The sequence below is a fragment of the Cytophagaceae bacterium genome, assembly GCA_016722655.1.
In the GTDB taxonomy this organism is placed as follows: Bacteria; Bacteroidota; Bacteroidia; order Cytophagales; family Spirosomataceae; genus Leadbetterella.
Map to the genome: position 1 here is coordinate 2,649,032 of JADKIR010000004.1, position 25,324 is coordinate 2,674,355.

Sequence of the window (25,324 nt, forward strand, 5' to 3'; positions counted from 1 at the left end):
ATATCAATGAAATTATAGCACTAACAAGGGTTTTTCTGTGGACACATTTTCGGACAACAAAGCGGCAGCTCCCAACATGTCTTTGTGTCAAGTGGGGGCTGGCGGAAGCAATTGAATATTAGGAACTTTAATATACATTTGTACTAAGGCTGAGCAGAAGGAATTCTATTTCCTAATCGGTTAGATACCCTGTGTGTTAGCGGTAATACCAAATGAGACCCAACTATAACAATGCATTTTGATATTGACGATACAATAAATGACCTTTCAAAAAAAGACGGTAAACTTGTAATTTTTTGTGGTGCAGGAATATCAATTAACTCTGGACTGCCTGCTGCTATCCCCATACTTGATGAAATACTAAACCATCTTGAAATTGACTTTGAAGATAAAGACAAATTAATTCATTCTGACTGGACATTGGCAATGCCATTTGAAATGTTTTTTGAAACTTTTTTAGAGAATACTAATGAACACCAGGTTCTTGATATTTTTAAAGACGGCAAACCTTCAACTAATCATTTATTAATTTTAAAATGTCATCGTCATAAATTAATAGATGAAATTTACACTACAAATTTTGATTTGCTGATTGAAAAAGCCTTTGTATATAATAAAGAGGATCTACTTGTTTTTAGAGATGAACAATCTTTTTCGACAGTTGACAATATATCTACAAATTGTAAACTTATCAAAGTACACGGAAGCATTGATAACATTGAATCAATTCGTACAACATTATCAACAATTACCAAAAAGAGCCTTACCAAGGAACGAGAAAAAGTAATAGACAGAATTTTTGCAACACAAGATTCTGATAAACGGATTTTGATATTTGGCTACAGTTGCTCTGACATTTTTGACATCGTTCCAAAAATTGAAAAAATTTTTAATCCACGAGTGAGTATCTATCTAATTGAGCATAATAAACTTATTGACACAAAAGATAGTGTAATTATTGAAGACATCTGTTTAAAGAAAGACAATAATCCATTCAAAAACTATAAAGGATTAAGAATTAAAGTAAACACAGACTCGTTTGTTAAATGGCTTTGGGATAATTTGGATAGTGACTATGTTACTACAACAGATTTCAATGACAGGTGGAAAAGGCACGTTGAAAAATGGATTAAAGGATTTCATTCTCACTATTTAAAGTTTACAATTATTGGTCAATTATTCTACAGAATAACAAATTATACTCTTGCTTTGAAATATCACCAAAAAGCATTAGACGCAAATGAAGACAGTAATAAAAGAGGAGAAGGTGCTTCGTATTCAAATATGGGGCTTATTTATCACGATCTAAAAGAATACGACAAGGCAATAGTAAACTTTGAAAAAGCAAGTATCCTTTTTAGCGAGGTAGAAAACTTTCATTATGGTAAAGCTGCAACTTTTACAAACTTAGGCTACTCGTATATTTATAAACCCAATAAAATAAAAGCCCTAATCAATTTAAAAAAATCATTACTCATTTCTCGAAAGCAAGAATTTAGAGAAAAAAACTATGTGAATCAGACGCACTTTGTAACTTAGGACTACTCTATGAAAAAGCAGGTGAGTATGAAAATGCAATTTATTATTACTCACTTACACTTGAAATAGATAAGCAAGGGAACAAATCAGGAGAAGCACAAACTTTTTCGGATATGGGCAGGATTTATAAATTGAAAGGGAATTTAAAGGAATCATTGAGGTTGTTTAAAGCATCAAACGAAATAGCACTTAAAGTTGGAATACAATCGCTATTAATTTATACAAATCAACAAATGGCCGAAATAAAATTAAAACTACCGTCTGACAAAAAGCACTATCGCTAACAAAATGACTTCCCCGCAAAACGGGGCAAGCTGTTCAGGACAACATAATGCGAAATCGTGGCCTTTAGAATGAAGCATGGCAGGCAGCTAGCAAACGTTGCCCGGCCTTGAGCTGATCAAGGCCACATTGACTTCGGACTCGGCGTCTCCGTAGTTTTTCTCCTTTTTCTCATATCTGAGCTTTTTGTCTGTTGCTTTGTGAGTTTCTGATGGAGTTTCCTGCGGAGTTTTGACGTTTTGTATTCCTCAATACGATAATTCCAGATATAATCCGGATCCAGCATAATTCCCTAACCATCAAGTTTTACTTGCCTAAAATAACCATGGAAATATATAGCTACAACATTCACAATATTTATTTATTCCAAAAGCATGCTCCTGATTCGATTATTTTTAAAATTAATTTCCAAAATTGAAACCTATTTTTTTGTTGGTAAGGAAGCTTTTGTAATTATAAAAAAAATGCCTGATATAATCCGAAAGTCGTTTTTACAATTTCATATAAAAGATGCCTTGATAATTTCGGGGCATCTTTTTGGTTTAATATCAAAAGTTAATACTTCGTTTGTGTAACAAGCATTACCATTAAAGTCCTTTATTTTAAATAGTTTTATTTTTTTTAAAAAATATTGTTATGAACGTCGAAATATTAGCTCGAATTCAGTTTGCTTTCACCATTGCATTTCATTATATCTATCCTCCCTTAAGTATTGGTATCGGATTGATTATGGTAATTTTTGAAGGATTGTATTTAAAAACCGGCAAAAATGAATACGAAATTTTAACCCGATTTTGGTTGAAAATTTTTGCTATTACTTTCGGAATTGGAGTTGCTACCGGAATTATCATGGAATTTGAATTTGGTACCAATTGGGCAGTTTATTCGCGTTATGTTGGGGATATTTTTGGAAGTGCATTGGCGGCAGAGGGATTGTTTGCTTTTGGATTAGAAAGTACATTTCTAGGAATCTTAATCTTTGGTTGGAACAGAGTTTCACATAAAGTACATTTTATATCTACAATTGGTGTTTTCTTTGGTTCTATGTTTTCTGCGGTTTGGATTGTGGTGGCCAATAGTTGGCAACAAACTCCGGCTGGTTATCATATAGTTGGAGAAGGTTTGAATGCCCGAGCTGAAGTTACCGATTTTTGGGCAATGGTTTTTAATCCGTCCAGTGTGGATCGAATTATTCATGTGTGGCAAGGGGCATTTTTAGCAGGAGCTTTCATGGTTATGAGCGTTCATGCTTATTATATCAGAAAAGGAAAATATATAGAATTATCCAAGAAAGCATTTAAAATTGCTTTAGTGGTTGCCACAGTAGTTTCGTTTACACAATTGATTTCGGGTCATAGTTCAGCAGATGGCGTTGCAGTTAACCAACCGGCAAAATTGGCTGCTATGGAAGGACATTATAAAAAATCGGCACCAGCAGATTTGTATCTTTTTGGTTGGGTGGATAAGAAAAAACAAGAAGTAAAGGGCTTAGGTGTCCCCGGAGGATTGTCTTTTTTGGTTCATCAAGATTTTAAAGCACCTATTACAGGATTAAATGCATTCCCTAAAGAAGACCAACCCAGTCAGGTAAATGCAGTTTTTCAATTTTATCACATCATGATTTCAATTGGAATGTTTTTAATTGCAATATCTTTTTACGCTTGTTTTCTTTGGTGGAAAGGAAAATTGTTTGAAACCAAATGGATTATGTGGATTTTTTCTTTCTCGGTTTTTTTGCCTCAAATTGCCAATCAAGCGGGTTGGTTTGCTGCTGAAATGGGACGTCAACCCTGGATAGTTTATGGGCATTTGAGAACAAGTGAAGGTTTTTCACAAGAAGTTTCGGCCAATCAAATTGTGTTTTCATTGATTTTGTTTTTAGCGGTGTATTCGCTATTATTTCTCTTGTTTTTATATTCATTAAATAAGAAAATCAAACACGGTCCTTATGACCATGAGCACCAAAATCAATTAGAAACTATTTAAATTAATAAAGTATGGAAACATTTTTAGGTATCGATTATCCTACACTTTGGTATTTAGTAGTGGGTTTGTTATTTTCAGGTTATGCCATTTTAGAAGGATTTGATTATGGAGCAGGAGCTTGGCATTTGTTTTTTAGAAAAGATGAAAGCCGTCGAATTGCCATTAATGCAATTGGACCACTTTGGGATGCCAACCAAGTGTGGTTAATTATTGGCGGAGGGGCTTTATTTGCGGGTTTTCCGGTGATGTACGCCACTATGCTTTCTGCAATGTACATTCCGTTTATGCTATTTTTGATGTTATTGGTATTACGTTCTACAGCTATAAAATTTAGAAGTGCTGAAATCATGTTGTGGTGGAGAAAAACATGGGATATTATTTATTTTGCGTCCAATACATTAATCGCCTTTTTGTTAGGTGTGGTTTTAGGAAATGTGCTGCAAGGATTTGAATTAGGTGAAAATTACAGCTACAAAGGTGGTGTTTTCTTTCATTCCTTAGTCCATATGCTATCTTGACAGGATTTACCACATTATCAATTTTTATGACCCAGGTGCTATTTTTCTTTTATTAAAAACCGAAGGAAGATTACATACCCGATTAACCTTTCTACTAAAAAAAGGAATGATTTTTTTCATAGTTATTTTTTCAATAACATCATTATATACTTTGGTTTTTATTCCAGGTGTTACTGATAATTTTAGAAATAACCCGCTTTTCTTTATAATTCCAATTTTATCATTTTTGGCTGTTGCCAATGTACCCCGATTGGCTTCCAAAAAGAAATACTTTCAAGCCTTAGTCTTTTCTTCATTAACTATGGCTTTTTGTTGATGTTAGTGGCGTTTCAGTTATACCCTACTTTATTGATTTCGACCATTGATCCAAAATACAGCATTACGATTTACAATGCTGCCTCCTCGCAAAAATCTTTGGGAATAATGTTAACAATCGTTTTAATTGGTGCTCCTTTGTTAGCAGGCTACTTCATTTTTCTATATAAAACATTCAATGGAAAAGTAAAACTTGATGATACAAGTTATTAAAGCTTTAATTTATATGTTCTGATTATATCGGGGCGTTTTTTTAAGGAGTAAAAATATTGTGGTGCTATTATCGAAGAAAATCCAATTGAAAAGCATACGAGTCAGACACTAGGTAACATAAGAGAAATTGAAGGATTTTTATTTGAAATATTTACACGGGTAAAACCATAAAAAACAAGATCTCTAGCTATCACCAAAAAGGCTTCCTCTGCAAAACAAAGCAAGCTTTTCGGCAGAACATAATGCAAAATCGTAGCATTCAGAATGAAGCATAGTGGGCGGCTAGCAAACGTTGCCCGACCTTGAACTAATCCGGGCCACACTGGGCTTCGGACCCTGCGTCTCCGTAGTTTTTACCTATGAGCTTTTCGTCTGTTGCTTTTTGAGTTTCTGATGGAGTTTCCTGCGGAGTTTTGACGTTTTGTATTCCTCAATACGATAATTCCGGATATAATCTGGATCCAGCATAATTCCCCAACCATCAAGTTTTACTTGCCTAAAATAACCATGGAAATATATAGCTACAACATTCACAATATTTATTTATTCCAAAGCATGCTCCTGATTCGATTATTTTTAAAATTAATTTCCAAAATTGAAACCTATTTTTTTGTTGGTAAGGAAGCTTTTGTAATTATAAAAAAAAATGACAAATATAGACCGAAAGTCGTATTCACAATTTTGATAAACTAACCGCAGACCGGCAAAAATTCATAATCAAATTCGAAAACTAAATTGAAAAATTGCATGATTACCAATTTTTGGTAACTTTATGAAAAAGTTTAAGTGTAATGAAAAATACATCAATATCACTCGGAAATTATTTTGACGACTTTGTGAGTATTCAAGTATCGGAAGGGCGTTATAAAAATGTCAGTGAAGTTATTCGTGCAGGACTTCGACTTTTAGAAGACGAAGAAAGCAAAGCAATCGCTTTGAGAAATGCAATTCAAAAAGGTTTAGAAAGTCCAAGAGTCGAAAATTTTGACTTTGATGAAAATTTAATACGACTAAAAGCCGAAAAAAGGAAAAATGGCTAAAGTTATTTTTAGACAAGAAGCAATTGACGACTTGAATAATATTTGGGAATATACTTTTGAAAAGTGGTCTGAAAATCAATCTGATAAATATTATGCCATGCTGAAACTTGCTTGTGGTGAAATTGGCAAAAATCCTGAAATAGGAAAGAATATAATGAAATAGGTAACAATTTACTTGGATTTCATACAGGAAGGCACGTAATATTTTATCAATTGGTTTACGAAGATGAAATTGAAGTTGTTAGAATTTTACACGAACGGATGGACTTGAAAAACAGATTGAACGAATAAATAACTGCCACCAACAAAAAACCTTCCCTGCAAAACAAAGCAAGCTTTTCGGCAGAACATAATGCGAAATCGTGGCTTTTAGAATGAAGCATTGCGGGCGGCTAACAAACGTTGCCCGGCCTTGAACTGATCCGGGCCACGTTGGCTTCTGATGTTTTTACCAATTAAACGACTGATTTACTAAAGCTATGGGCTTTTCGCCTTTTACTATATGAGTTTCTGATGGAGTTTGCTGCTGAGTTTTGATTTATTGTGTGTATTTTCAGTTCTTTGCCTTTTTTGGCTAATTTCTATCTTTTCGAACATACCATCTCTTATCCACGCTCATGCATGAGCCTTAGCTTTATGTTCATTCCACATTTTCTTGTAAAAGACTGGTGGATAGCTTGATTAAATTTTTAAAAAGAAAACAGTTTAATTTGCCATTATAAATCAATAATCTATATTCGTAAGGTCTTAAGGCCTGCATTTTGTATTTATCCACTCCAAAAGTTTAAAAGCTCATAGTTTTTTGAGGATCTGAGAAACAGAAAGTACAGCCTGATCATATTGGTGTAGTGGCTTGGAAATAAAATACGTAGTGTTAGTTTATTTTAACAGAAATAATAATAATGATAAAGAGAATTTTAAAGATATTTTCAATAATTCTTTTGCTTTTAATAGCATTTAGTTTCTGGATTTCGCCCCGGCTGGGTGGACTACTGGATTTTGGAAAAGAAAGTATTGACAAAGAAGTATTTCAATTGGAATTTGACTCCTCCGCTACCGGGAAATATGAATTGGTTTATGAAGTCAATTCCGAAAGGGAAGATCTGGTAAAACTTAGACAGGAATTTAAACTGGATAGTATAATAGCTGATTCCAGGACTGATTTTGAAAAAGTAACAAAAATTCAGAGTTGGGTTCAAAGCCGATGGAAACATGACGGTGACAATTTGCCGGAGAAAAATGACGCTCTGTATATTTTGAAAGAAGCCGAAAAAGGAAGGCAGTTTAGATGTGTAGAATATAGTATAGTGGCCCACCAATGTTTGCAATCGCTTGGTTTTGTGGTCAGAGGCCTGGGTCTGATGACCAAAGACATTGATAAGGTAAAGTCAGGTGGAGGGCATGTGGTAAATGAAGTTTTTTTGAAAGATGCCCGGAAATGGGTTTTAATTGACCCTCAATATGACATTATTGCCACTTACAACGGGATACCTTTAAATGCGGTCGAACTACAGAATTGTATCGCAAACAACCTGAATTTCGAAATCATAAATCCCAATAAAACTATTACTAAAAGTGAATACAAAGATTGGATTGGTCCATATCTCTATTATTTTTCCACCACCATAAAGGGAGAAAGAATTGAGATTTGGGATAGAATTGTTGGAAATAAAAGGCAATTGACACTGTATCCAAAAGGAGCTGAAAGACCGGCATATTTTCAAAACCTAATCAGGATTAATAACAGTTTTTATACCCATTCTGTAAATGACTTTTATCCTAAAATAAATAAATAAACAGGATTTGGGGGTGAAAAAAAACATTTTGTAATTCATTGTTTTTCAGATAAATAAAAATTAGAATTACTCTGGAAAGGAACTTTGCATCGTACCTGACAAAGGCCCAATGTTTCTACGCCAAAAGGAAGGGTAAAGGCAAGAGGATTGGGTTTTCCCCTTGACCCGCTTTTAATTCAATAAAAACATATTGCTTAATAATCAAAGTTCATTGCTTAGTAAAATGATTTCATTGATTTATATGAAAGTTCATTATTAAGTAAAACGGTATAAGGATTTATGAGTCCAGGAATCTATCGGAGCAAATTGCACTCTTTTTATTGCCAAAAATAGTTTCAGAAGTAATTGCCCTAAACTAACCAAAGTTTCTCCAGGTTTACAGATACTTCAGTCAGCCTTCTTCTCGAAATCTGTATTTCAGAGCCGTCAGAAACCCATAGTTTTTTAGTTCCGGGTGAAAAATCAGAACAAAAATTAAGGTTTACAATAAAGGATTTACTTACTCTTACAAATGGAAATTTCAGGAAATTCTGATAGTTTTTTAAGGTATATGACATCATGACATAGCTGCCATCTTCAAACACAAACTTGGTGTAATTCTGTATTCCTTCAAGCTTTATCACATCATTTTCGGCATTTTCTATGAGCAGCAAATGACTTTGGCGGGGTTTATTTTTCATGGTTTCATTTATTTTGTAATAGACAACAAATGAGGTGAAAGGTTAAGGCTTAAATTCATTCATTATACGTAATTACTACTGAAGAAGCCTTCAATGTATTTACTTGCCAGGTTCCGGTTCCAATTGTGCTTTGTAATCGGGGTTCAATTACGATAAAATAGGAATTATTAAGATTATCTATGATTAATGGAGAATTAAAATTTACTATGCCACTCCGGTAGGTATTATTATTTGGCAAAGGGGTTTGAAATTCCGAAACTATATATGCACCGCCATTCAATGTCGGGAAATTAACTCTCATCAATTTAAAAACTAAATCATCAGTTGTAGAATTATCGACAAAATAGAACTTTAAGGCAGTTACCTGAGTTCCATGAGGCAACTCAATTGGGGAGAATACAGCACCCTGAGTAGTAGGGTTAAATCCTAATAAATCATTGGTATAATTGATTTTAGTAAAATCAGATCCTGTCGAAGGCTTAAATTTTGAAGGATGAATACTTAAGTATTTTGTTTGCGGGCTAGTTGTTAAGGTGCCATTGGCATCGCTATAAACATATCTTGTTCCTGTTCCCGCTAAACCGGATGCACGAATATTTCCTGCAACATGGAGTTTTTCGGCTGGGTTATTTATTCCTATGCCTAATCCGGTACTATTTACCCTCATTAGTTCAGTTGACGATGACGCATTATTTGCCACATAAAATACATGAGAGCCATTTGGAACATCTACCTGATAACGTAAGGCATTTCCGTTTACTCCAAAACCTACATATTGGTGATCGTTATTTGCGAATTCATACATTACAATTTTGCGGTTGGCAATAGTTGAGGCAAATTGAAGCGGTGCATTTGGTGTACTTGTTCCGATACCAATGTTTCCGTTTCCTTTAAACCTCACATTCTCAGTAAAGGCCAAACTTCTTCCATATCCAAAAACAAAATCATCCTGATCTGATGGTGTAAACAATTGAAATTTTGCAGCCTGAATGCCAAAACCATAATGATTGGTGGAGTTGCTTAAGTTGCCGCCATAAAATGATATTTTATCACCCAGATCATCCTTAAAACTCATTTGATACTGTGGAGTAGTGGTATTTATTCCAATTTTTCCATCATTTAGTATAGAAAATCTTTCTTGAAGTTGCCCAGCATTGCCAATTGCATTTGTAAAAAAACCCATTCTCGCTTCTGTTTCTGATTTGCCAATGGTTTTTATAGCACCGGTATAGTTTGAACCAGTTCGGAAAAATATTCTATTTTCAACTCCATTTGCCAATGTCGATTTATTATGTAATTGTAACATATCACTGGTACTTGAGCTAAGTGAAAAAGCTACGCTATTAATTTTACCACTATTACCTGAATAATAAAATATCGAATCTGTACCTTCATAAATTCCAAATTCATCGGGAGAATATGATGGGTTGGGTGTGTAAGTATGCTTAATACTAAAAGCTGAGTTAAAGTCAATACTGTTATAGCTTTTCCATCCCCATGATTGAGAAGGAACAAAACTTTGCAATTGAATTTTAGAATGGCCAATTGTACCCCCAAAAAAAACTGGGGGAGTTGGGAGGTCACCATCACCTTGAATTGTTAATTGTGCAGTTCCTGCTTTTTGGAAAATTTTCAAATGAGAAGCATCAGTAGGCGAGATTGTAATAGACTGTTGTCCGAAACAAAAATTAGAAATTAATAAAGCAAACAAAATCTTTTTCATGGCTAACAAGTTTGATTGGTTTCGGTACAAATTTCCGTAAACCATTCATGCTCGTCAATCGGATAAATATATGGTTTTTAGCTAAATCAACTTGTCCATCAAAGCTTTCACCACCGCCTCAGACTTTGAATTTACATGTAGTTTTTTGTATATATTATTAATATGGCTTCGCACGGTACCCATACTTATATAGCAATTGGCAGCTATCATTTTGTAAGAGTCGCCGTCAACGAGACATTTCAAAATGTCCAGTTCACGGTCTGATAGGTTGTTTTCTGTATTCTTAACGACTTTAGGCTGTGCAAAAAACTCCAGAACCTTTCGGGCGATGGCCGGGGTCATGGGTGAGCCTCCATTGTAAATCTCATGAATGGCCTCAATGATTTCGATGATTTTGGATTTTTTGAGCAAATAACCAGATGCACCAGCTTGCAATGCACTGAAAAGCTTGTCGCGGTCTTCAAAAACCGTCAAAATCAAAATATTTACATTTTCATATTGCTCTTTTACCAATTTGGTGGCCTCTATGCCATTCATTTGAGGCATATCTACATCCATCAGAATCACGTCTGGAAGTGCATTTTTACAATGCTGAAGAATTTCAATTGGTGATTCATAAGCCCCGAGGAATTCAAACTCCTCCGAATTTTGCAGCAAATGGGCCAAACTGGTTCTAAGGGTAAGGTTGTCTTCGTACAATGCTACTTTGATCACGTTTTGGCTCATTTTTAATAAAGGCAAAGTGAATACTATTTTTTTAAGTAAGCAATCAGATATATATATGGTTTTTATGTTCAGAACTTTATGGACAAAATAACTTCAGTTCCCTTTCCAACTTCACTTTGAATGTCCAGATCAGCATCAATTTTCTTCGCCCGGCTGTGCATATTTTTCCGACCATTTCTATCCGTATGTTCTTTTATATCAAAGCCAATTCCTTTGTCTATAATTTTGAATATTAATTTGTTACCTGCAACTCTTCCCTCAATGTGAGCACTTTTAGTTTCGCTATATTTTACCAAATTATTTATGGCTTCTTTCAGTATCAAATAGATGTCCCTACGTATGCCCATATCTATTTTGACACTTTCAAGCTCAGGTGAAAAATCAAATTTGAAATCAATGTCTTTGGACTCCAACATGGGAATAGCATAGGATTTTAGCCGGGTTTCGAGATTATAAAACTCATCATTGTCGGGGTTGATGGTCCAGATGATCTCATCCATTTTTTCAATTACATTTCTGGCATCATTGCTTACCTGAGACATGATTTCAGGATTAAATTGCTCCTTTTTTTGTTGAAATGCCACCAACTCTGAAAGTATAGAAATACTGCTCAGCGTACTTCCAATCTCATCGTGTAGGTCTGCGGCTATTTGATTGCGGAGTTTTTGCGAGGCCTGCAATTGTTTCAGACGGTTTCTGGAAACCACATAAGCAAATGCAAAACCAACCAGCAAAATGCCGAATATGGCACCGAAAATCCAGGTATTTTGTCTAAAGGCAGCGTTTTTTTGCTCCTCCTGCAATACTTTTATCTGTTCTTCTTTTTTGTCACTTTCATACTTTGATATCAAATCCTGACGCAATTGTTCGGAATTTTGAGCCGCCAAAGAATCTGCATATTGTTTTTCCTGCACTGAAAACTTGTAAGCATTCTTGAAATCGCCGGTTTCAGCATAAAAATCAACCAGGGCAGATACTGTTGCTTTTTTGTCTAAAATATCCTCAATTTGATCGATAAGTTTATGGGCTTCTTTCAAATATTTTTCAGCCTGAGCATATTTTTTCTGCATCATATAAACATCTCCCAATGCCAAATAAGCCGTGCTCAAAGCGTTGGCAGATTCGGCAACTTTACATATTTCAAGGTTTTTATTTAAATACTTCAGAGCCTCGGGATAGTTTTTCAATTGTGTGTACATACGGCCCAGGTTGGACAAAGCATCGGTTTGTAAAAGCAAATACTTTTCGGTTTCAGCCAATTCCAGGGCCTTTTTGTAGTGTTTTATGGCTTCTTGAGGTTGTTTTTTTAAATCGTAAATATTGCCAATACTATTTTCCGATATCGCAACATTTTTTATATTGTCATATTTTGTGGCCAATTGCTGACCTCTCAAATAGTATTCAATAGCCTTATCATATTTTTTATCATATTTATAAATGTCTCCCACCATTTCATAAGGGCCACTATCAGGAAGTTTGATAATCTTTATGTTTTTTTCCTGCACTTCTATGGCTCTCATGGCATAAACCAAGGCACTATCACGTTGTCCAAGGTCATCAAAGGCAACGGCAATATTATTCAGTGAAGCTTCTACCAAAGAAGGGTGCAATTTGTAATTGGTAACGACTTCCAGACAATTTTTAAAATTCCTCAAAGCTTCTCTGGGCTGTGATTTATTGGTTGCAATTATGGCTTTGATAAGGTAACTGAAATAGATTCCACGGCCATAGTTCAATTTTTCAGAAACGGCTTTTTGTACATTCGCCAAAGAATCAGCCTTCTTAAAATTGAGGTCTTCATAAATTAATTTCAAAGCATAGGGCCTTATGGCCCTTATGTAAACGGTATCTGGTTTAGTATAATTTTTAATGAAAATTGCCAATGAATCCTTTGTTTTAGGAATAATTGCAGGATCCTGTGCCTGGAGTTTGTTGGGTAAAATATAGAAGGAAAGAAATAAACCAAATAGGGAAGAAGTCAGAAGTCTGATTGGTTTGAATTTTAGAGTTTTCAATAAAATCATAATAAAATTAGAATCAGGGTTGACATAAAATTTGCAGAATAAATTTTAAGGTCAAATAGTAGCCCACTGAATTTTATTTTATGGAAAAATTAAAGGAGAAAAAAATAGCTCCTCCTCTTAAATCACAACCAGGATTTTTTATGCAAAAAAAAGCCGGAGTCCCCCCCGGCTTCTTCTACTTATAAATACTTACTAACTTTCTAACTTACTAACTTTCCAACTTACTAACTTCCTAACTTTCTCTTCACAAATCAGAAAAATCAAAACTTTCCAAAAAGCTCGTATTGAATATCCCCGACTGGAAGGTTGGGTCATCCATGAGTTTAAGATGAAAAGGAATTGTAGTTTTAACGCCATCAATGAAAAACTCCTGAAGGGCTCTTTTCATCCTTACCAATACTTCCTCTCTTGAGCGGGCCGTTACGATAAGTTTGGCTATCATCGAATCATAATTTGGCGGAATGGTATAGCCAGCATATACGTGCGAGTCCACCCTTACCCCATGTCCACCTGGAACATTGATTTGTTTGATCAATCCAGGACTAGGTCTGAAGTTCTGCATAGGATCTTCGGCATTGATCCGGCATTCCATTGCAAACATTTTAGGGAAATAGTTTTCGCCCGAAATAGGCACCCCTGCGGCCACTTTTATTTGTTCTTTGATCAGGTCAAAGTCCGTAACTTCTTCAGTGATAGGATGCTCTACCTGGATACGGGTGTTCATTTCCATAAAATAGAACTTGCCGTGTTTGTCCAGAAGAAACTCAACTGTACCAGCACCTTCATATTTAATGGCTGCCGCTCCAGCAATGGCTGCTTCACCCATTCTTTTTCTTAAATCATCAGAAACAACCGGTGAGGGGGTTTCTTCTACCAATTTTTGGTGCCTTCTCTGAATCGAACAATCCCTTTCTGAGAGGTGGCATACTTTGCCAAACTGGTCACCAACTATCTGAATCTCGATGTGACGAGGTTCTTCTATATATTTTTCAAGATAGAGTCCGTCATTACCGAAAGCGGCCCCTGATTCCATTTTCGCGTCGTCCCAGTTTTTCTGAAACTCATCCGAATTCCGGATAATTCTCATCCCACGGCCACCACCACCGGCAGTAGCTTTGATTATAACCGGATAACCGATCTCTTCGGCAAGTTTAATGCCTTGCTCAACCGTATCAATAAGTCCTTCTGAGCCCGGAATACAAGGTACCCCAGCTTTTTTCATGGTCTCTTTGGCCGTAGCTTTATCGCCCATGAGGTTGATTTGGTCGGCCGTAGCTCCAATAAATTTAATATTGTAATCTTCACATATCCTCGAAAACTCGGCGTTTTCAGACAAAAATCCGTAGCCGGGATGTATCGCATCGGCGTTGGTCAGTTCGGCAGCAGAGATTATACTGGGAATATTGAGATAGGATAGTTTACTGGCTGGCGGACCGATACAAACGGCCTCATCGGCGAATCTTACATGGAGGCTTTCTTTATCGGCAGTAGAATATACAGCTACTGTTTTGATGCCCATTTCTTTACAGGTACGAATAATCCTGAGAGCAATTTCGCCCCTATTTGCAATTAATATTTTCTTAAACATAGCTAAGTTTATGATTCTTTAAACAGGAAACAAATGAGCTAGGCTCAAGAAGGGTCAACCAAAAACAGTGGTTGGTCGTATTCTACAGGAGTGGCATCGTCCACCAATATTTTAACGATTTTTCCTGACACTTCTGATTCGATTTCATTGAAAAGCTTCATGGCTTCCAGAATACAGATTACTTTTCCGGCTTGAATTTCATCACCAACTTCTACAAAATTTGGTTTTCCGGGGCCGCCTGATCTGTAAAAAGTACCAATCATAGGAGCTTTTACTTCAACAAGTTTGCTATTGACAGCAGGTGCTGCAGGTTCGGCATCGGCAACTTCTTTGGCCACAGCGGGTGCTGAGTGCTCCGGTAAATAGCTGATCGGAGAGTTTTCAATAACCGGAGCGGTTACATATCTTACTCCACTTTCTACATTTCTTTTGATCTGAAGTTTCAGCTCAGCAGTTTCAATGTTGACTTCATTCAGGTCTGATTTCGAAATAAAGTCTATTAATTTCTGAATTTCTCTGGTATCCATATTTTTGATTAGGAGTATATAGGTTTTGTTGCAAATGTAATAATTATCAAAACTCAATTACATTTTCACTATTTTTTATTTCTCTTTAACTCTTGAATCGTATTCGTAGGTTGTCGTATTAACTTTGATAAGCTCGTCGTTGTCAATAAATAAAGGCACTTTGATAGTAGCACCGGTTTCAACTTTAGCGGGCTTGGTCGCATTGGTGGCAGTATCGCCTCTTACGCCGGGTTCAGTATATACAATTCTCAGTTCTACATACGAAGGCATTTCAACCGAAAGCGGGGTTTCTGTTTCAGCATGAACAAGGATGTCGATGTTGGTTCCTTCTTTCATCAAATCAGCCTGCGGTACCATGGCCTCATTGAGTGAAATCTGCTCAAAAGACTCATTATCCATGAAGTTGAAGCCCATTTCGTCCTGATATAGAAACTGATACGGTCTTTTTTCGATTCGGGCGGTAATCACTTTTTCACCCGCCGTAAAAGTATTGTCGAGTACTTTTCCAGACTTGATGTTTTTAAGTTTAGTTCTCACAAATGCACCACCTTTACCGGGTTTTACATGCTGAAACTCCACTATAGTATAAAGGTCGTTGTTCCATTCAAGACAAAGTCCGTTTCTGAAATCTGCTGTTGTTGCCATAATTATTTTTCAATATTAAATCTTATACTAAAATACGGATGGGTTTCTCCCAAACCTATATAATCAGTTTTTTTTGAGTTTTTGTAAATGTTAAATATGGATTTTTGTTTTAGTATGCCAAACAAAAATGTAAAGGACTCGTTGATTGTGAAATGTACATAAAGATTAGAGCTTACTGAGTTATTACTTTCCTTAGAAAGGAGGCTACTGAACCTCAGGTGTTTGAATTCCGTATTCGGTTCGATATCGGCCATTGTAGAATCAATGGTTTTTTTAAAGCCAAAATTAAAAATTTCCTGCGATACACCTATACCTACACCTTTGAAAGCCAGTTCGAGACCCACCGGGAAATTTAATTTTGAAGCTTTTGTTTTTTCATTTAATGCAAAAAGCTTTGCATTTTTAATGTCCTTGTGATTCCACGGAACTGCAGTGTAGTTTTTTAACTGGAAGTTTAAACCGGCAATTAGTCTTAAAGCAGGTAGCTTGCTAAATTGAATGGCTTCACCCATAGCAACCTGATAAGTATTACCCGTTTTTGAAGGAGAATATAAAAGACCGTAATTGCTGAATGTCCTTGCATGTTGCCCTTTTGCACTCAATGCCAGGGATAATATCAGAAATATTATAGCCTTTATTTTATTCATATTAAATAGCCCACTTAATATAGACTGATCCCCAGGTGAATCCACCTCCAAAAGCTGCAAGTATCAGATTATCACCTTTTTGGATTTGGCTCTCATAATCGTGCAAACAAAGCGGAATGGTGGCAGCCGTGGTGTTGCCATATCTTTGAATATTGATCATGACTTTATCTTCGCCGATTCCCATTCTGTTAGCAGTGGCGTCGATGATTCGTTTGTTTGCTTGATGCGGTACCAGCCATTTAACGTCATCACCTGTCAGATTGTTACGCTCCATGATTGCTGCAGCTACGTCGGCCATGTTGGTTACGGCAAATTTGAATACTGAAGGACCTTCCTGATGGATGTAGTGCATGTGACCGTCAACAGTTTCATGCGAGGCAGGGTAGCGGCTACCACCACCTTTCATGATCAGGTGATTTTCGCCTGTGCCGTCTGAATGTAGGATATGGTCCACAATACCTTCTTCGCCATCAGTAGGCTCAAGTAATACTGCTCCGGCTCCATCACCAAAAAGCACACAAGTAGTACGATCAGTATAGTCAATAATGGAAGACATCTTATCGGCACCTACTACAACAACTTTTTTGTAGCGTCCGGCCTCAATAAACTGTGAGCCGGTAACCAGAGCATAGATAAATCCGGAGCAAGCTGCCAGAATATCAAAGCTCATGATATTGGGGATTCCCACTTGTGTACATACCAGATTGGCAGTAGAAGGAAACATATAATCAGGTGTAACCGTGGCCACAATGACCAGATCAACGTCTTTAGGATCAGTGTTGGTTTTTTTGAGGAGGCCTTTTACGGCTTCGGCTGCCATGTGTGAGGTGCCAAGTCCTTCTCCTTTTAATATACGACGTTCTTTGATACCGGTTCGGCTGGTGATCCATTCGTCGTTGGTTTCAACTATTTTTTCGAGGTCAGCGTTGGTTAAAACATTTTCAGGTACATAACCGTGAATGCCGGTAATTGCTGCTTTTAAACCCATTTTATAGTCTATTGGCCTAAGCCTTTTAGTTATTAAATACTTCTTTTATTTTTTCTACTACGCCACTTTCAATCTGTCTTTTGGCAAGCAATATCATATTTTTGATGGCTTCAGGGCTTGAAATACCATGGGCAACGATTACGTTTCCGTTTACCCCGATTATCGGGCTGCCACCCACTACCTCATAGTTCATTTTGTCAATGAGGTCGTCATGGATACCTTTTGAAGCGGCATGTTCATAGAGTGATTCGCCCATTTTGAAAAGGATATTTCCGGTAAAGCCATCGGTCACAATCACATCTGATTTTCCATCAAATAAATCGCGGCCTTCTACATTACCTATGAAATTGATTTTTTTGTCGCTTTTCAAAAGCTGATGAGCAGCCTGTGCAAGTGTGCTCCCTTTTTCTTCTTCAGCACCGATATTTAGCAAGCCTACAGTCGGACTTTCGATACCAAGTGCAAATTTGGCATAAAGACTACCCAGTTCGGCAAATTGCAAAAGCACTTCCGGTTTGCAGTCGGCATTGGCACCGATATCAAGCATGATGCTGTAACCCCCTGATTTTAAAGGGAAATATCCGGCGATTGGAGGTCTTTGTAAGCTTCCGATGGTGCGAAGGGTAAACAGTGAGCCTACCATCATGGCTCCAGTATTGCCGGCACTACAAAATGCCGACACCTGACCTTCTTTTAAAAGCTTAAACCCAACTCCTATGCTGGAATTGGGTTTCTGTGAAAATGCCCTTGTAGGGTGTTCATGCATCTCAATTACGTCATTGGCAAATATCAATTCGATACTTCCTTTTCTGTAATCGAGGTCATGCAAAACCTCTAAAATGGCATCTTGTTTTCCGATTAATACAATTTGATAATCTTCTGGTAATGAATGGGTGGCAAGTACTGCTCCTTCTATCACTGCACGGGGTGCAAAATCCCCTCCCATAGCATCAACTGCAATTTTTTTCATCGGCTTTTTAAAATGTAAAATTCAGGAATCTCTTTTCAAACAAAATATTACTGATAGTTTTCAACTACCAATTTTCCGCGATAATAGAGATTTCCTCCCCTTACGTGAGCATGATGACGCAAATGGACTTCGCCTGTTGTTACATCAACAGAAAGGCTTTTTGCCGTAAGTGCATCGTGGGTTCTACGTTTATCTCTTCTGGTTTTCGAAATCTTCCGCTTTGGATGTGCCATATCTAAACAAATTTACTATTACTATACAATAACTATTTTTTATCTTTTATGTTCAGGAGAGCCGCCCATCGTGGGTCAGTTTCCTTACTTTCATTTTCTTGTTCAAAATCCTGATCCTGATAAACCATAACACCATCTTCAGAACCAGCTACTTCCTCCCTGAAACGTGGATGAAGTTTTTTAATCGGAACCTGTAGAAGTATAAAATCAAAAATCAGTTCAGCAATATTGATTTTTGGAGTTCCGAATGGAATCATGTCCATTTCGTCACTTATTTCTTCTGTTTTATGTCCAAATTTATAAATATGAGTTTCAGTTATTTTGAAATCCTCCTCAAAAGGTTCAAGACATCTGTCACAAATCAATTTTAGTCTGGCATTTATTTCAAAATTTAGCCTGACAAGGGTAGTTGTTTTTTCCAGAAAAACCTTCGCTCTGAAACTCCCACCTTCTAATATTTCCTGTTCAAAAATCGAGAAAAAAGAATCATCACCTTCAAAATCATATTCGTAGGTTTTGGTTTCTAAACCATGAATGTTTATGTCAAATACTGAAAATTCCCGATTCACTTTTTTACAGAAAGGCTGCAAATTTAGGTTTTTTTTTTCTGATAGAAAAGTTTTGAACTAATAAAAATCTGTTTTCCAGGTAAATTGATATAATATTTGCCTTTTTCAACACTTTGCTTCTATCTTTAGGTTTCAGAATAAAATTTATGATTGTAATTGATATTGGAAATACCGACACGGTAATTGGTTTTTTTAAGGAAGAAAAATGTATCAATACTTTAAGAGTAAGGTCATTGAAAAATGAGAGTCCGGTTTTTTTCGAATACCGAATTCTGGATTTTATGCTGGAAAACAATCTGGCCAAGGAAGATTTCAAACATGCGGTGATAAGTAGTGTGGTACCTATCCTGACACCTTATTTTGTGAGATTTTGTGAAAAATTCCTTAATCTTAATCCTTTTGTGGTAAATCCTGCTCATTCCGGGTTTCTCAAAATCAATATTGACATGCCTGAGGAGTTGGGTTCTGACCTTTTCGTCAATGCCCTTTCGGCCCTTGAAACTTTTAAAACCGACTGCATAATTGTGGATTTCGGAACAGCTTTGACATTCACCGTTGTGAAATCAGAGGGTATCATTGAAGGAGTTACTATTTTACCCGGTATAAAAACAGCTTTGAAATCACTTTTTTCTGATACCTCTCTATTGCCGGAAGTTAAACTTGAAAAACCTGAATGTGTGATTGGCAAAAACTCAATGCATGCGATAAGAGCCGGTGTGCTTTATGGTTATGAAGGTATGATTGTGAAGCTTTTGGAAAGAATAAAAGCCGAAATTGGAAGGCCGGTAAAAGTATTGGCAACGGGTGGCTTGTCGGCAGTATTGACAGATTTGGCTCCAAACTTTGATAAAATAGACATAGACTTGACCATCAAGGGGCTGTATCTCTATGGTCAGAAGTCTATTTATAAAATTTCTTAAATCTGATATATTCTTCCACTTGCTCCGGCACCAGGTATTTTACATTTTTACCTTCTGAAAGTCGTTTTCTGATATAAGTTGCGGAAATGTCGAGCAGAGGAGCCTCTACAAAGGTCACTTTTGGATGGTTTTTGAAATTGTGCTCCTGAGTATTGGGTCTCGAATACACATACAGGCTATAGTACTCCAGAATTTTCTGATAGTTTTTCCAGTTTTCAAATTGCACCAGATTGTCTTCGCCCATGATGAGCGTAAACTCATGCTGTGGGAATTTTTGAGCCAAAACAGTAAGGGTATCAATCGTATATGAAGGCTTGGGAAGGTTAAATTCTATGTCAGAAACCTTAAATGCCGGGTTGTCAGCAATGGCTTTTTCGACCATGGTGTATCGGTCAAATTCATGCAATAGGGAATTGTTTTTTTTAAATGGATTTTGGGGCGAAACCACAAACCATATTTGTTGCAAATCCGTGGAGGTGGCCATGGTATTGGCGATAATCAGATGCCCGACATGGATAGGATTAAATGAACCAAAAAACAAACCGATTTTCATTTGAAGGGTCTTAAATTTTTTTCAAACATTCAATGGTTTTTCCTCAAAAACCAATTGGTCTGCGGTAAATTGATCATAAAGTTTCTGAGCTTTTACAAATGAAGACTCCAGGTCGTCATTGAGCAAAACCACATCAAACTGATCCTGAAAAGCCATCTCAAATTTAACTTTATATAATCTTTCCGAAAGGCTTTCCGCCGATTCGGTTCCACGACTTACCAGTCTTTTTTCCAGTTCTTCCATCGAAGGCACTTTTACGAATATCGCCAGTGCATCATCACCAAAATATTCCTTAAGTTTTAATCCACCTCTTACATCCACATCAAAAATCACATTCTTACCTGCAGACCATAGCCTTTCTATTTCTTCTTTCAATGTGCCATAGTAGCCTCCGGGGTAAACTTCTTCCCATTCGATAAATTCTTTGTGAAATATTTTTTCTTTAAACTCATCGATACTGAGGAAATAATAATCTTTTCCGTTTTCTTCAGCCCGGCCCCGTCTGTCGCGGGTGCAAGCCGATATCGAAAATCCCAGATTTGAATTGTTTTGCAGAAGGTTTTTGACCAGGGTGGTTTTACCCGATCCGGAGGGTGCACAGAAAATGATGGCTTTGCCTTTGTTCATAAATAGTAAATAAAAAACCACCGAGGTGATGATTCGGTGGTTCAAAACTAATAATTTCTTTTATTTTAACAGAAAAATAAGTCTTTAATAACTTTAATTTTTATCAATAAACCTAAAAGTAGAATTGTTGCTATCCCGATTTTTAGTTTTATGATATCGAGTGTTTGCTGTGGGCAACATTTTTTTTCGACTTTGGTCTGAAGAGAAACTTTTATTGATTTTTCAAGTTCATAACCCTCAATACAAGGTTTACATACTTCAATATTATCTTTAAAATGCTCCAATTCTTCGGGAGTTGCGGAACCGTCCAATACTGCCTGAATCATCTTCATGCATTTATTATGATTCTCACATTGTTCTTTCATTATGGCATTACCTGAGCAAAGAGTCATTCCAATATACTGATTTGAAAATTAACGTAATTCTTTATATCCCATTGATTTAGCATAAGAACGCAATTTCTCCTTCAATAAGTTCCGTGCCCGGTGTAATCTTGATCTAACCGTACCAATCGGTATGTCCAGAATCTTCGCCATCTCTTCATAAGTAAAGCCTTCGATGTCGCAAAGAATGATCACTGTCCTGAAATCTACCGGCAGACCGTTGAGTGCCATGGCCACTTCGTCACCTATTAAGTCTTGTACCGCTTCTATTCTCAGGTCCGAAGTCGATTCGAATTCGGCGTCCTCAGTGCTGTTGTAAACAGTCTCAACTTCCTGATAATCAACCTTTGAAGGTTCTTTGCTTTTTTTGCGGTAGTCGTTGATAAAGCTGTTTTTCAATATCCTGAAAAGCCATGCTTTGGCATTGGTGCCTTCCTGAAATGAATTGATAAACCTGAAGGCTTTCATGTAGGTATCTTGCAGGAGATCGTTGGCATCGTCCTCGTCGTTGGTCAGGCGAAAAGCAAAGTTGTACATGGAATCTATGTGAGGCATAAATTCTTTATCAAAAATCTTGTACTTTTCTGTTTCGGAATACCGTGGCCGGGTTTCTTCGATCAATTCGCCTTCCTCTTCTAACTCCATAGCTTTTACCATTTGTGCAAAATTACCTCATTTTTTTTACAAACTCAAAGTAACATCAATTTAGTGTCTGCTTTTCTAAATTATTTACCAAAGGTTTAATAATGTTGCAAGACAAGGAATATGATATTTGGATATATTATTTTATTACTTTTGCAAAAATCAATGTTTAAAGTGGCAAAAAGAAATGAGATAGGCGAACTGCCGAAATTTTTTGACAGATATATAGTTTTGAGCGATGAAAACGCTGAATTATTGGATAGTTTGGAGCAATATTCACCCGAAAATATTTTCTCTGACCTAAAAACCCTTGAGGCGATTGGTGGAAAAGTATATGCTGCCGGTAAGTGGTCGGTGAAAGATATTTTACAGCATTGTATTGATACTGAGCGGGTAATGGCCTTCAGAGCTTTGGCCTTTTCAAGAGCCGATGAAAACGAACTGCCCGGATTTGATGAAGAAACTTATGCACAGCATACTGTCGCTATCAATAGGTCAATTGAAGATTTGATTCAGGAATTCTCCACCGTCAGAAAATCAACTATTTCTCTTTTTAAAAACATGGACAAGATGATGGTGCTCAGAAAAGGCACAGCAAATCACACACATATTTCACCGCTCGCCTTGGGATTTGTAATAGTGGGACATCCCAGGCATCATTTTAATGTCATCAAAGAGAGGTATTTTGATTTGGCCAAATGAGAGGTTTTTTGGTGGTTTTGATGTTGGTAGCCTCCAACGCCTTCATGACGCTGGCGTGGTATGGGCATCTGAAATTTGCAGAATGGCGTTGGTTCAATAAATTAGGTTTAATTGGAATTGTATTGCTAAGCTGGGGACTGGCACTTTTTGAATATATGCTGCAGGTTCCGGCCAATCGCCTGGGCTATAAGCCAAACGGTGGGCCTTTTAGCCTGATTCAGTTAAAGGTAATTCAGGAAGTAATCACCCTCCTGGTTTTTGTGTTATTCTCTGCTATGTTTTTTAAAAATCAGAGTCTTCATTGGAATCACTTTGTGGCTTTTTTCTTTTTAGTGCTTGCTGTATTTTTTGTTTTTTATGATTTTGGGTAAAAAAAAGTAAATTCTGGTCTCTTTCTAAAATGCAATTATTGCTGTCTTTAATTTTTATACCATGTTTTTAAGGCCAAATAGCAGAATAAGCTTTTTTTTCTTCGGTTTTATGCTGATAATTTTTTCTGCAAATTCTCAGAGTTTGAAGCGGGGTCCTTATATACAGATGATTAGTTCAAATTCGGTAACCATCAGATGGGAAACCAATGAATCGGGATTTGGAAAAGTGAAAATAGGAGAGAGGCAGGGTCAGCCGGATAAAGAAATTGCTGAAATTATTTCATTATCATCACACATTTTTCCTTTTGAAAAATTAAAACCAGACACTAAATATTTTTATAGTTTGGAATTAGACGGAAAGGTTTTGGCAGGCGATTCGTCAAATTATTTTCAAACGGCTCCTTTGCCTGATAGCCGGAGAAAGCTCAGATTTGCGGCTTTTGGTGACTGTGGTACATTGCAGCCCGAGCAAGTTGAAGTGGCCGGGGCGATTCAGACATATTTCAAAGGACAACACATCGACGGGATGCTTTTGTTGGGCGACAATGCCTACAACAGCGGGTTTGAATCAGAATATCAAACCAATTTTTTTCAGATTTATGATAAATTCTTTCTGAAAAATACAGCACTTTGGACCACTCCTGGGAATCATGATTATGGTGACAACCGCACATGGGAGCAAGATCACAACGGGGTTAAGCCGGCTTATTATTATCTTTTTTCTGTACCTACCAAAGGAGAATCGGGTGGTGTGCCTTCGGATAATCAGGCTTACTATTCGTACAACTATGGCAATGTTCACTTTATTTCTCTGGATTCTTACGGACTCAATGGGGGTAAACTGATGGCCGATACCACCAGTCAATTGATAGAATGGTTAAAAAAAGATTTAACTGAAAATAAAAGTCTCTGGACTGTCATATTTTTTCATCATCCTCCTTTTACCAAAGGCTCGCATAATTCTGACACTGAACAGGAGCTCATCAATATCAGGCAGAATTTTGTTAAACTTATTGACCAGTTTGATGTCGATCTCGTTCTTAACGGGCACAGTCACAATTACGAAAGGAGTTTTCCGATATCAGGTTTTTACGGTAATTCCGAGCAATTTGAAAGCGAAAAATTTGCTGTTTCCAATTCTTCAGGAAAATATGATGGCACTGAAAATTCCTGTATCTATGTGAAAGACACAAAAGGTACGGTTTATGTTGTTTCAGGATCTTCAGGATGGGTCGGAGCCCATTCGGTCGGGTACCCGCACAAAGCGATGGTTTATAGCAATTCAGAAAACACAGGTGCAACAATTTTGGAATTTGAAGGTAATAGACTGGATCTGAAGTTTATATCCAACAAAGGAGTGGTTCAGGATAAATTTTCCATGATAAAGAAACCTCGTAAAAAGTCTTTTTTTGAAATAGAATGTGGAGATAAATTGGAAATTATACCTTCCTGGAAAGGAGATTTTAAAATAGAAGGTGTTAAGGCAAGTGGTTTGGTGGTTGATAGTCTGAAAAATGACATTTCATTTGTAGTGAAGGATTTAAAAAACTGTGTTACCGAGGAAATTCAGGTAAAGATAAACCCATTGGCAAAACCACAAGCCATTTCAAATTCACCTGTTTTTCAGGGTCAAACTTTAAGATTATCTGGTAAAGGTGACCCAAAAAGCTCTTTAAGCTGGAGTGGTCCACTTCTTAAACAAACGACAGGTCCGGAGGTTAGTGTTGAAAATGTGCAATACAATCAATCAGGAACTTATATTTTGGAGGCTCAATTCAAGTATTGTTTAGCAAAAGATTCCATAAAAGTTGAAATCCTGCAACCACTGGGACTTTCCGGAGAAATCGAAAATGAAGAATTAAGGTTATTTCCCAATCCCGGTATTGATAAACTTGAAATCCGGACCGTTTCGGAGGAAATAAAAGAGATTTTGCTAATAGATTTTACAGGGAAAAACAGGAAACTAAAATTTAAAGAAACAGAAAACAAGCATTACATATTTAATCCTGAGATTGAATTCCTTTCGGCATCCAATTATTTTCTAAATGTGATTTTTAAATCCGGAAAGAGTAAAATAGTCCGGTTTTCTAAATTATAAAAAAATGAGTTACCGGTAT

Annotated in this window: 26 protein-coding genes and 3 pseudogenes; 11 read left to right on the forward strand and 18 right to left on the reverse strand. The window is 36.7% G+C overall.

Features of this window, described 5'->3' with window-relative positions:
- Positions 1–231 precede the first annotated feature (231 nt).
- Together IPP61_11925 and IPP61_11930 are read left to right on the forward strand one after the other, a co-directional pair.
- Positions 232–1,539, forward strand: coding sequence for a tetratricopeptide repeat protein (locus IPP61_11925; GenBank protein ID MBL0325871.1), 1,308 nt, complete (start codon positions 232–234; stop codon positions 1,537–1,539).
- Positions 1,521–1,823 (forward strand): annotated as a pseudogene (locus IPP61_11930) (tetratricopeptide repeat protein). The gene IPP61_11925 and the pseudogene IPP61_11930 overlap by 19 nt, the downstream one beginning before the upstream one ends.
- A 116-nt stretch (positions 1,824–1,939) precedes the next feature.
- Here the strand turns inward: IPP61_11930 and IPP61_11935 are convergent.
- Complete coding sequence (locus tag IPP61_11935; protein ID MBL0325872.1) at positions 1,940–2,107, reverse strand: hypothetical protein; 168 nt, start codon at positions 2,105–2,107, stop codon at positions 1,940–1,942.
- A gap of 350 nt (positions 2,108–2,457) precedes the next feature.
- On the opposite strand from IPP61_11935, the gene IPP61_11940 reads away from it, so the two are divergent.
- Both IPP61_11940 and cydB read left to right on the forward strand, forming a co-directional pair.
- Positions 2,458–3,807, forward strand: a complete 1,350-nt coding sequence (locus IPP61_11940; GenBank protein MBL0325873.1) for a cytochrome ubiquinol oxidase subunit I — start codon at positions 2,458–2,460, stop codon at positions 3,805–3,807.
- 11 nt (positions 3,808–3,818) lie between these two features.
- A pseudogene (cydB, locus tag IPP61_11945) lies at positions 3,819–4,853 on the forward strand (cytochrome d ubiquinol oxidase subunit II).
- A 357-nt stretch (positions 4,854–5,210) separates the two neighbouring features.
- Here the strand turns inward: cydB and IPP61_11950 are convergent.
- Positions 5,211–5,387: a hypothetical protein gene (locus IPP61_11950; GenBank protein ID MBL0325874.1), complete on the reverse strand. Its 177-nt coding sequence runs from the start codon at positions 5,385–5,387 to the stop codon at positions 5,211–5,213.
- A gap of 257 nt (positions 5,388–5,644) precedes the next feature.
- Between IPP61_11950 and IPP61_11955 the strand changes: the two genes are divergently transcribed.
- From IPP61_11955 to IPP61_11965, 3 genes and pseudogenes are all read left to right on the forward strand, one after another.
- Positions 5,645–5,893, forward strand: coding sequence for a type II toxin-antitoxin system ParD family antitoxin (locus IPP61_11955; GenBank protein ID MBL0325875.1), 249 nt, complete (start codon positions 5,645–5,647; stop codon positions 5,891–5,893).
- Positions 5,886–6,184 (forward strand): annotated as a pseudogene (locus tag IPP61_11960) (type II toxin-antitoxin system RelE/ParE family toxin). The gene IPP61_11955 and the pseudogene IPP61_11960 overlap by 8 nt, the downstream one beginning before the upstream one ends.
- A 611-nt stretch (positions 6,185–6,795) precedes the next feature.
- Positions 6,796–7,689, forward strand: coding sequence for a transglutaminase domain-containing protein (locus IPP61_11965; GenBank protein MBL0325876.1), 894 nt, complete (start codon positions 6,796–6,798; stop codon positions 7,687–7,689).
- A 350-nt stretch (positions 7,690–8,039) separates the two neighbouring features.
- Here the strand turns inward: IPP61_11965 and IPP61_11970 are convergent, their stop codons facing one another.
- The 12 genes from IPP61_11970 to IPP61_12025 all read right to left on the reverse strand — a co-directional run bounded on the left by IPP61_11970 (position 8,040) and on the right by IPP61_12025 (position 19,009).
- The gene (locus IPP61_11970) at positions 8,040–8,369 is read right to left on the reverse strand and encodes a LytTR family transcriptional regulator (protein MBL0325877.1); all 330 of its coding nucleotides are present in this window, start codon (positions 8,367–8,369) and stop codon (positions 8,040–8,042) included.
- A gap of 55 nt (positions 8,370–8,424) precedes the next feature.
- Positions 8,425–10,092, reverse strand: coding sequence for a hypothetical protein (locus IPP61_11975; protein MBL0325878.1), 1,668 nt, complete (start codon positions 10,090–10,092; stop codon positions 8,425–8,427).
- A gap of 81 nt (positions 10,093–10,173) precedes the next feature.
- Positions 10,174–10,806, reverse strand: coding sequence for a response regulator transcription factor (locus tag IPP61_11980; GenBank protein MBL0325879.1), 633 nt, complete (start codon positions 10,804–10,806; stop codon positions 10,174–10,176).
- An 80-nt stretch (positions 10,807–10,886) separates the two neighbouring features.
- Positions 10,887–12,833 carry a tetratricopeptide repeat protein gene (locus IPP61_11985; protein MBL0325880.1) on the reverse strand — a complete coding sequence of 649 codons (1,947 nt, stop codon included), beginning with the start codon at positions 12,831–12,833 and terminating at the stop codon, positions 10,887–10,889.
- 253 nt (positions 12,834–13,086) lie between these two features.
- Positions 13,087–14,430, reverse strand: a complete 1,344-nt coding sequence (accC, locus tag IPP61_11990; GenBank protein ID MBL0325881.1) for an acetyl-CoA carboxylase biotin carboxylase subunit — start codon at positions 14,428–14,430, stop codon at positions 13,087–13,089.
- 44 nt (positions 14,431–14,474) lie between these two features.
- On the reverse strand, positions 14,475–14,957 hold the full coding sequence (gene accB / locus IPP61_11995) for an acetyl-CoA carboxylase biotin carboxyl carrier protein (protein MBL0325882.1): 483 nt from the start codon (positions 14,955–14,957) through the stop codon (positions 14,475–14,477).
- A 75-nt stretch (positions 14,958–15,032) separates the two neighbouring features.
- A complete protein-coding gene (gene efp, locus IPP61_12000; GenBank protein MBL0325883.1) occupies positions 15,033–15,602 on the reverse strand; it encodes an elongation factor P in 570 nt (189 codons plus the stop codon).
- A gap of 2 nt (positions 15,603–15,604) precedes the next feature.
- Positions 15,605–16,249 carry a hypothetical protein gene (locus IPP61_12005; GenBank protein ID MBL0325884.1) on the reverse strand — a complete coding sequence of 215 codons (645 nt, stop codon included), beginning with the start codon at positions 16,247–16,249 and terminating at the stop codon, positions 15,605–15,607.
- A 1-nt stretch (position 16,250) separates the two neighbouring features.
- Positions 16,251–17,237, reverse strand: a complete 987-nt coding sequence (locus IPP61_12010; GenBank protein ID MBL0325885.1) for a ketoacyl-ACP synthase III — start codon at positions 17,235–17,237, stop codon at positions 16,251–16,253.
- Between the two features lie 25 nt (positions 17,238–17,262).
- Complete coding sequence (gene plsX, locus IPP61_12015) at positions 17,263–18,207, reverse strand: phosphate acyltransferase PlsX (GenBank protein MBL0325886.1); 945 nt, start codon at positions 18,205–18,207, stop codon at positions 17,263–17,265.
- A gap of 47 nt (positions 18,208–18,254) precedes the next feature.
- Complete coding sequence (gene rpmF, locus IPP61_12020; GenBank protein ID MBL0325887.1) at positions 18,255–18,440, reverse strand: 50S ribosomal protein L32; 186 nt, start codon at positions 18,438–18,440, stop codon at positions 18,255–18,257.
- 32 nt (positions 18,441–18,472) lie between these two features.
- Positions 18,473–19,009 carry a DUF177 domain-containing protein gene (locus tag IPP61_12025; protein MBL0325888.1) on the reverse strand — a complete coding sequence of 179 codons (537 nt, stop codon included), beginning with the start codon at positions 19,007–19,009 and terminating at the stop codon, positions 18,473–18,475.
- Between the two features lie 146 nt (positions 19,010–19,155).
- On the opposite strand from IPP61_12025, the gene IPP61_12030 reads away from it, so the two are divergent.
- Positions 19,156–19,929 carry a type III pantothenate kinase gene (locus tag IPP61_12030; GenBank protein ID MBL0325889.1) on the forward strand — a complete coding sequence of 258 codons (774 nt, stop codon included), beginning with the start codon at positions 19,156–19,158 and terminating at the stop codon, positions 19,927–19,929.
- On the opposite strand, the gene IPP61_12035 is transcribed toward IPP61_12030, so the two are convergent.
- From IPP61_12035 to IPP61_12050, 4 genes are all read right to left on the reverse strand, one after another.
- Positions 19,910–20,482: a nicotinate-nucleotide adenylyltransferase gene (locus tag IPP61_12035; GenBank protein MBL0325890.1), complete on the reverse strand. Its 573-nt coding sequence runs from the start codon at positions 20,480–20,482 to the stop codon at positions 19,910–19,912. The genes IPP61_12030 and IPP61_12035 overlap by 20 nt on opposite strands.
- 21 nt (positions 20,483–20,503) lie before the next feature.
- Positions 20,504–21,109, reverse strand: a complete 606-nt coding sequence (gene gmk / locus IPP61_12040; GenBank protein MBL0325891.1) for a guanylate kinase — start codon at positions 21,107–21,109, stop codon at positions 20,504–20,506.
- A 65-nt stretch (positions 21,110–21,174) separates the two neighbouring features.
- The gene (locus IPP61_12045) at positions 21,175–21,474 is read right to left on the reverse strand and encodes a hypothetical protein (protein MBL0325892.1); all 300 of its coding nucleotides are present in this window, start codon (positions 21,472–21,474) and stop codon (positions 21,175–21,177) included.
- Positions 21,475–21,522: 48 nt separating this feature from the next.
- On the reverse strand, positions 21,523–22,137 hold the full coding sequence (locus IPP61_12050; protein MBL0325893.1) for a sigma-70 family RNA polymerase sigma factor: 615 nt from the start codon (positions 22,135–22,137) through the stop codon (positions 21,523–21,525).
- Positions 22,138–22,299: 162 nt separating this feature from the next.
- Here IPP61_12050 and IPP61_12055 point away from each other — a divergent pair, with 162 nt between their 5' ends.
- The 3 genes from IPP61_12055 (at position 22,300) to IPP61_12065 (ending at position 25,305) form a co-directional block, all read left to right on the forward strand.
- The gene (locus IPP61_12055; GenBank protein MBL0325894.1) at positions 22,300–22,836 is read left to right on the forward strand and encodes a DinB family protein; all 537 of its coding nucleotides are present in this window, start codon (positions 22,300–22,302) and stop codon (positions 22,834–22,836) included.
- Positions 22,833–23,207: a DMT family protein gene (locus IPP61_12060; GenBank protein MBL0325895.1), complete on the forward strand. Its 375-nt coding sequence runs from the start codon at positions 22,833–22,835 to the stop codon at positions 23,205–23,207. The genes IPP61_12055 and IPP61_12060 overlap by 4 nt, the downstream gene beginning before the upstream one ends.
- Before the next feature lie 166 nt (positions 23,208–23,373).
- Positions 23,374–25,305: a metallophosphoesterase gene (locus IPP61_12065; protein ID MBL0325896.1), complete on the forward strand. Its 1,932-nt coding sequence runs from the start codon at positions 23,374–23,376 to the stop codon at positions 25,303–25,305.
- Positions 25,306–25,324: the final 19 nt, after the last annotated feature.

Excerpts from the sequence above, each read along its gene's own strand:
- IPP61_12050 (MBL0325893.1), bottom strand. The coding sequence starts at position 22,137 with ATGGAGTTAGAAGAGGAAGGCGAATTGATCGAAGAAACCCGGCCACGG.
- IPP61_12065 (MBL0325896.1), top strand. The coding sequence starts at position 23,374 with ATGATTAGTTCAAATTCGGTAACCATCAGATGGGAAACCAATGAATCG.
- IPP61_12035 (MBL0325890.1), bottom strand. The coding sequence starts at position 20,482 with ATGAAAATCGGTTTGTTTTTTGGTTCATTTAATCCTATCCATGTCGGG.
- accC (MBL0325881.1), bottom strand. The coding sequence starts at position 14,430 with ATGTTTAAGAAAATATTAATTGCAAATAGGGGCGAAATTGCTCTCAGG.
- IPP61_11970 (MBL0325877.1), bottom strand. The coding sequence starts at position 8,369 with ATGAAAAATAAACCCCGCCAAAGTCATTTGCTGCTCATAGAAAATGCC.
- IPP61_11940 (MBL0325873.1), top strand. The coding sequence starts at position 2,458 with ATGAACGTCGAAATATTAGCTCGAATTCAGTTTGCTTTCACCATTGCA.
- rpmF (MBL0325887.1), bottom strand. The coding sequence starts at position 18,440 with ATGGCACATCCAAAGCGGAAGATTTCGAAAACCAGAAGAGATAAACGT.
- IPP61_11955 (MBL0325875.1), top strand. The coding sequence starts at position 5,645 with ATGAAAAATACATCAATATCACTCGGAAATTATTTTGACGACTTTGTG.
- IPP61_12045 (MBL0325892.1), bottom strand. The coding sequence starts at position 21,474 with ATGAAAGAACAATGTGAGAATCATAATAAATGCATGAAGATGATTCAG.
- IPP61_12010 (MBL0325885.1), bottom strand. The coding sequence starts at position 17,237 with ATGGGTTTAAAAGCAGCAATTACCGGCATTCACGGTTATGTACCTGAA.
- efp (MBL0325883.1), bottom strand. The coding sequence starts at position 15,602 with ATGGCAACAACAGCAGATTTCAGAAACGGACTTTGTCTTGAATGGAAC.
- IPP61_12030 (MBL0325889.1), top strand. The coding sequence starts at position 19,156 with ATGATTGTAATTGATATTGGAAATACCGACACGGTAATTGGTTTTTTT.
- IPP61_12055 (MBL0325894.1), top strand. The coding sequence starts at position 22,300 with ATGTTTAAAGTGGCAAAAAGAAATGAGATAGGCGAACTGCCGAAATTT.
- IPP61_12005 (MBL0325884.1), bottom strand. The coding sequence starts at position 16,249 with ATGAATAAAATAAAGGCTATAATATTTCTGATATTATCCCTGGCATTG.
- plsX (MBL0325886.1), bottom strand. The coding sequence starts at position 18,207 with ATGAAAAAAATTGCAGTTGATGCTATGGGAGGGGATTTTGCACCCCGT.
- IPP61_11925 (MBL0325871.1), top strand. The coding sequence starts at position 232 with ATGCATTTTGATATTGACGATACAATAAATGACCTTTCAAAAAAAGAC.
- IPP61_11975 (MBL0325878.1), bottom strand. The coding sequence starts at position 10,092 with ATGAAAAAGATTTTGTTTGCTTTATTAATTTCTAATTTTTGTTTCGGA.
- IPP61_11965 (MBL0325876.1), top strand. The coding sequence starts at position 6,796 with ATGATAAAGAGAATTTTAAAGATATTTTCAATAATTCTTTTGCTTTTA.
- IPP61_12060 (MBL0325895.1), top strand. The coding sequence starts at position 22,833 with ATGAGAGGTTTTTTGGTGGTTTTGATGTTGGTAGCCTCCAACGCCTTC.
- gmk (MBL0325891.1), bottom strand. The coding sequence starts at position 21,109 with ATGAACAAAGGCAAAGCCATCATTTTCTGTGCACCCTCCGGATCGGGT.
- IPP61_11935 (MBL0325872.1), bottom strand. The coding sequence starts at position 2,107 with ATGCTGGATCCGGATTATATCTGGAATTATCGTATTGAGGAATACAAA.
- accB (MBL0325882.1), bottom strand. The coding sequence starts at position 14,957 with ATGGATACCAGAGAAATTCAGAAATTAATAGACTTTATTTCGAAATCA.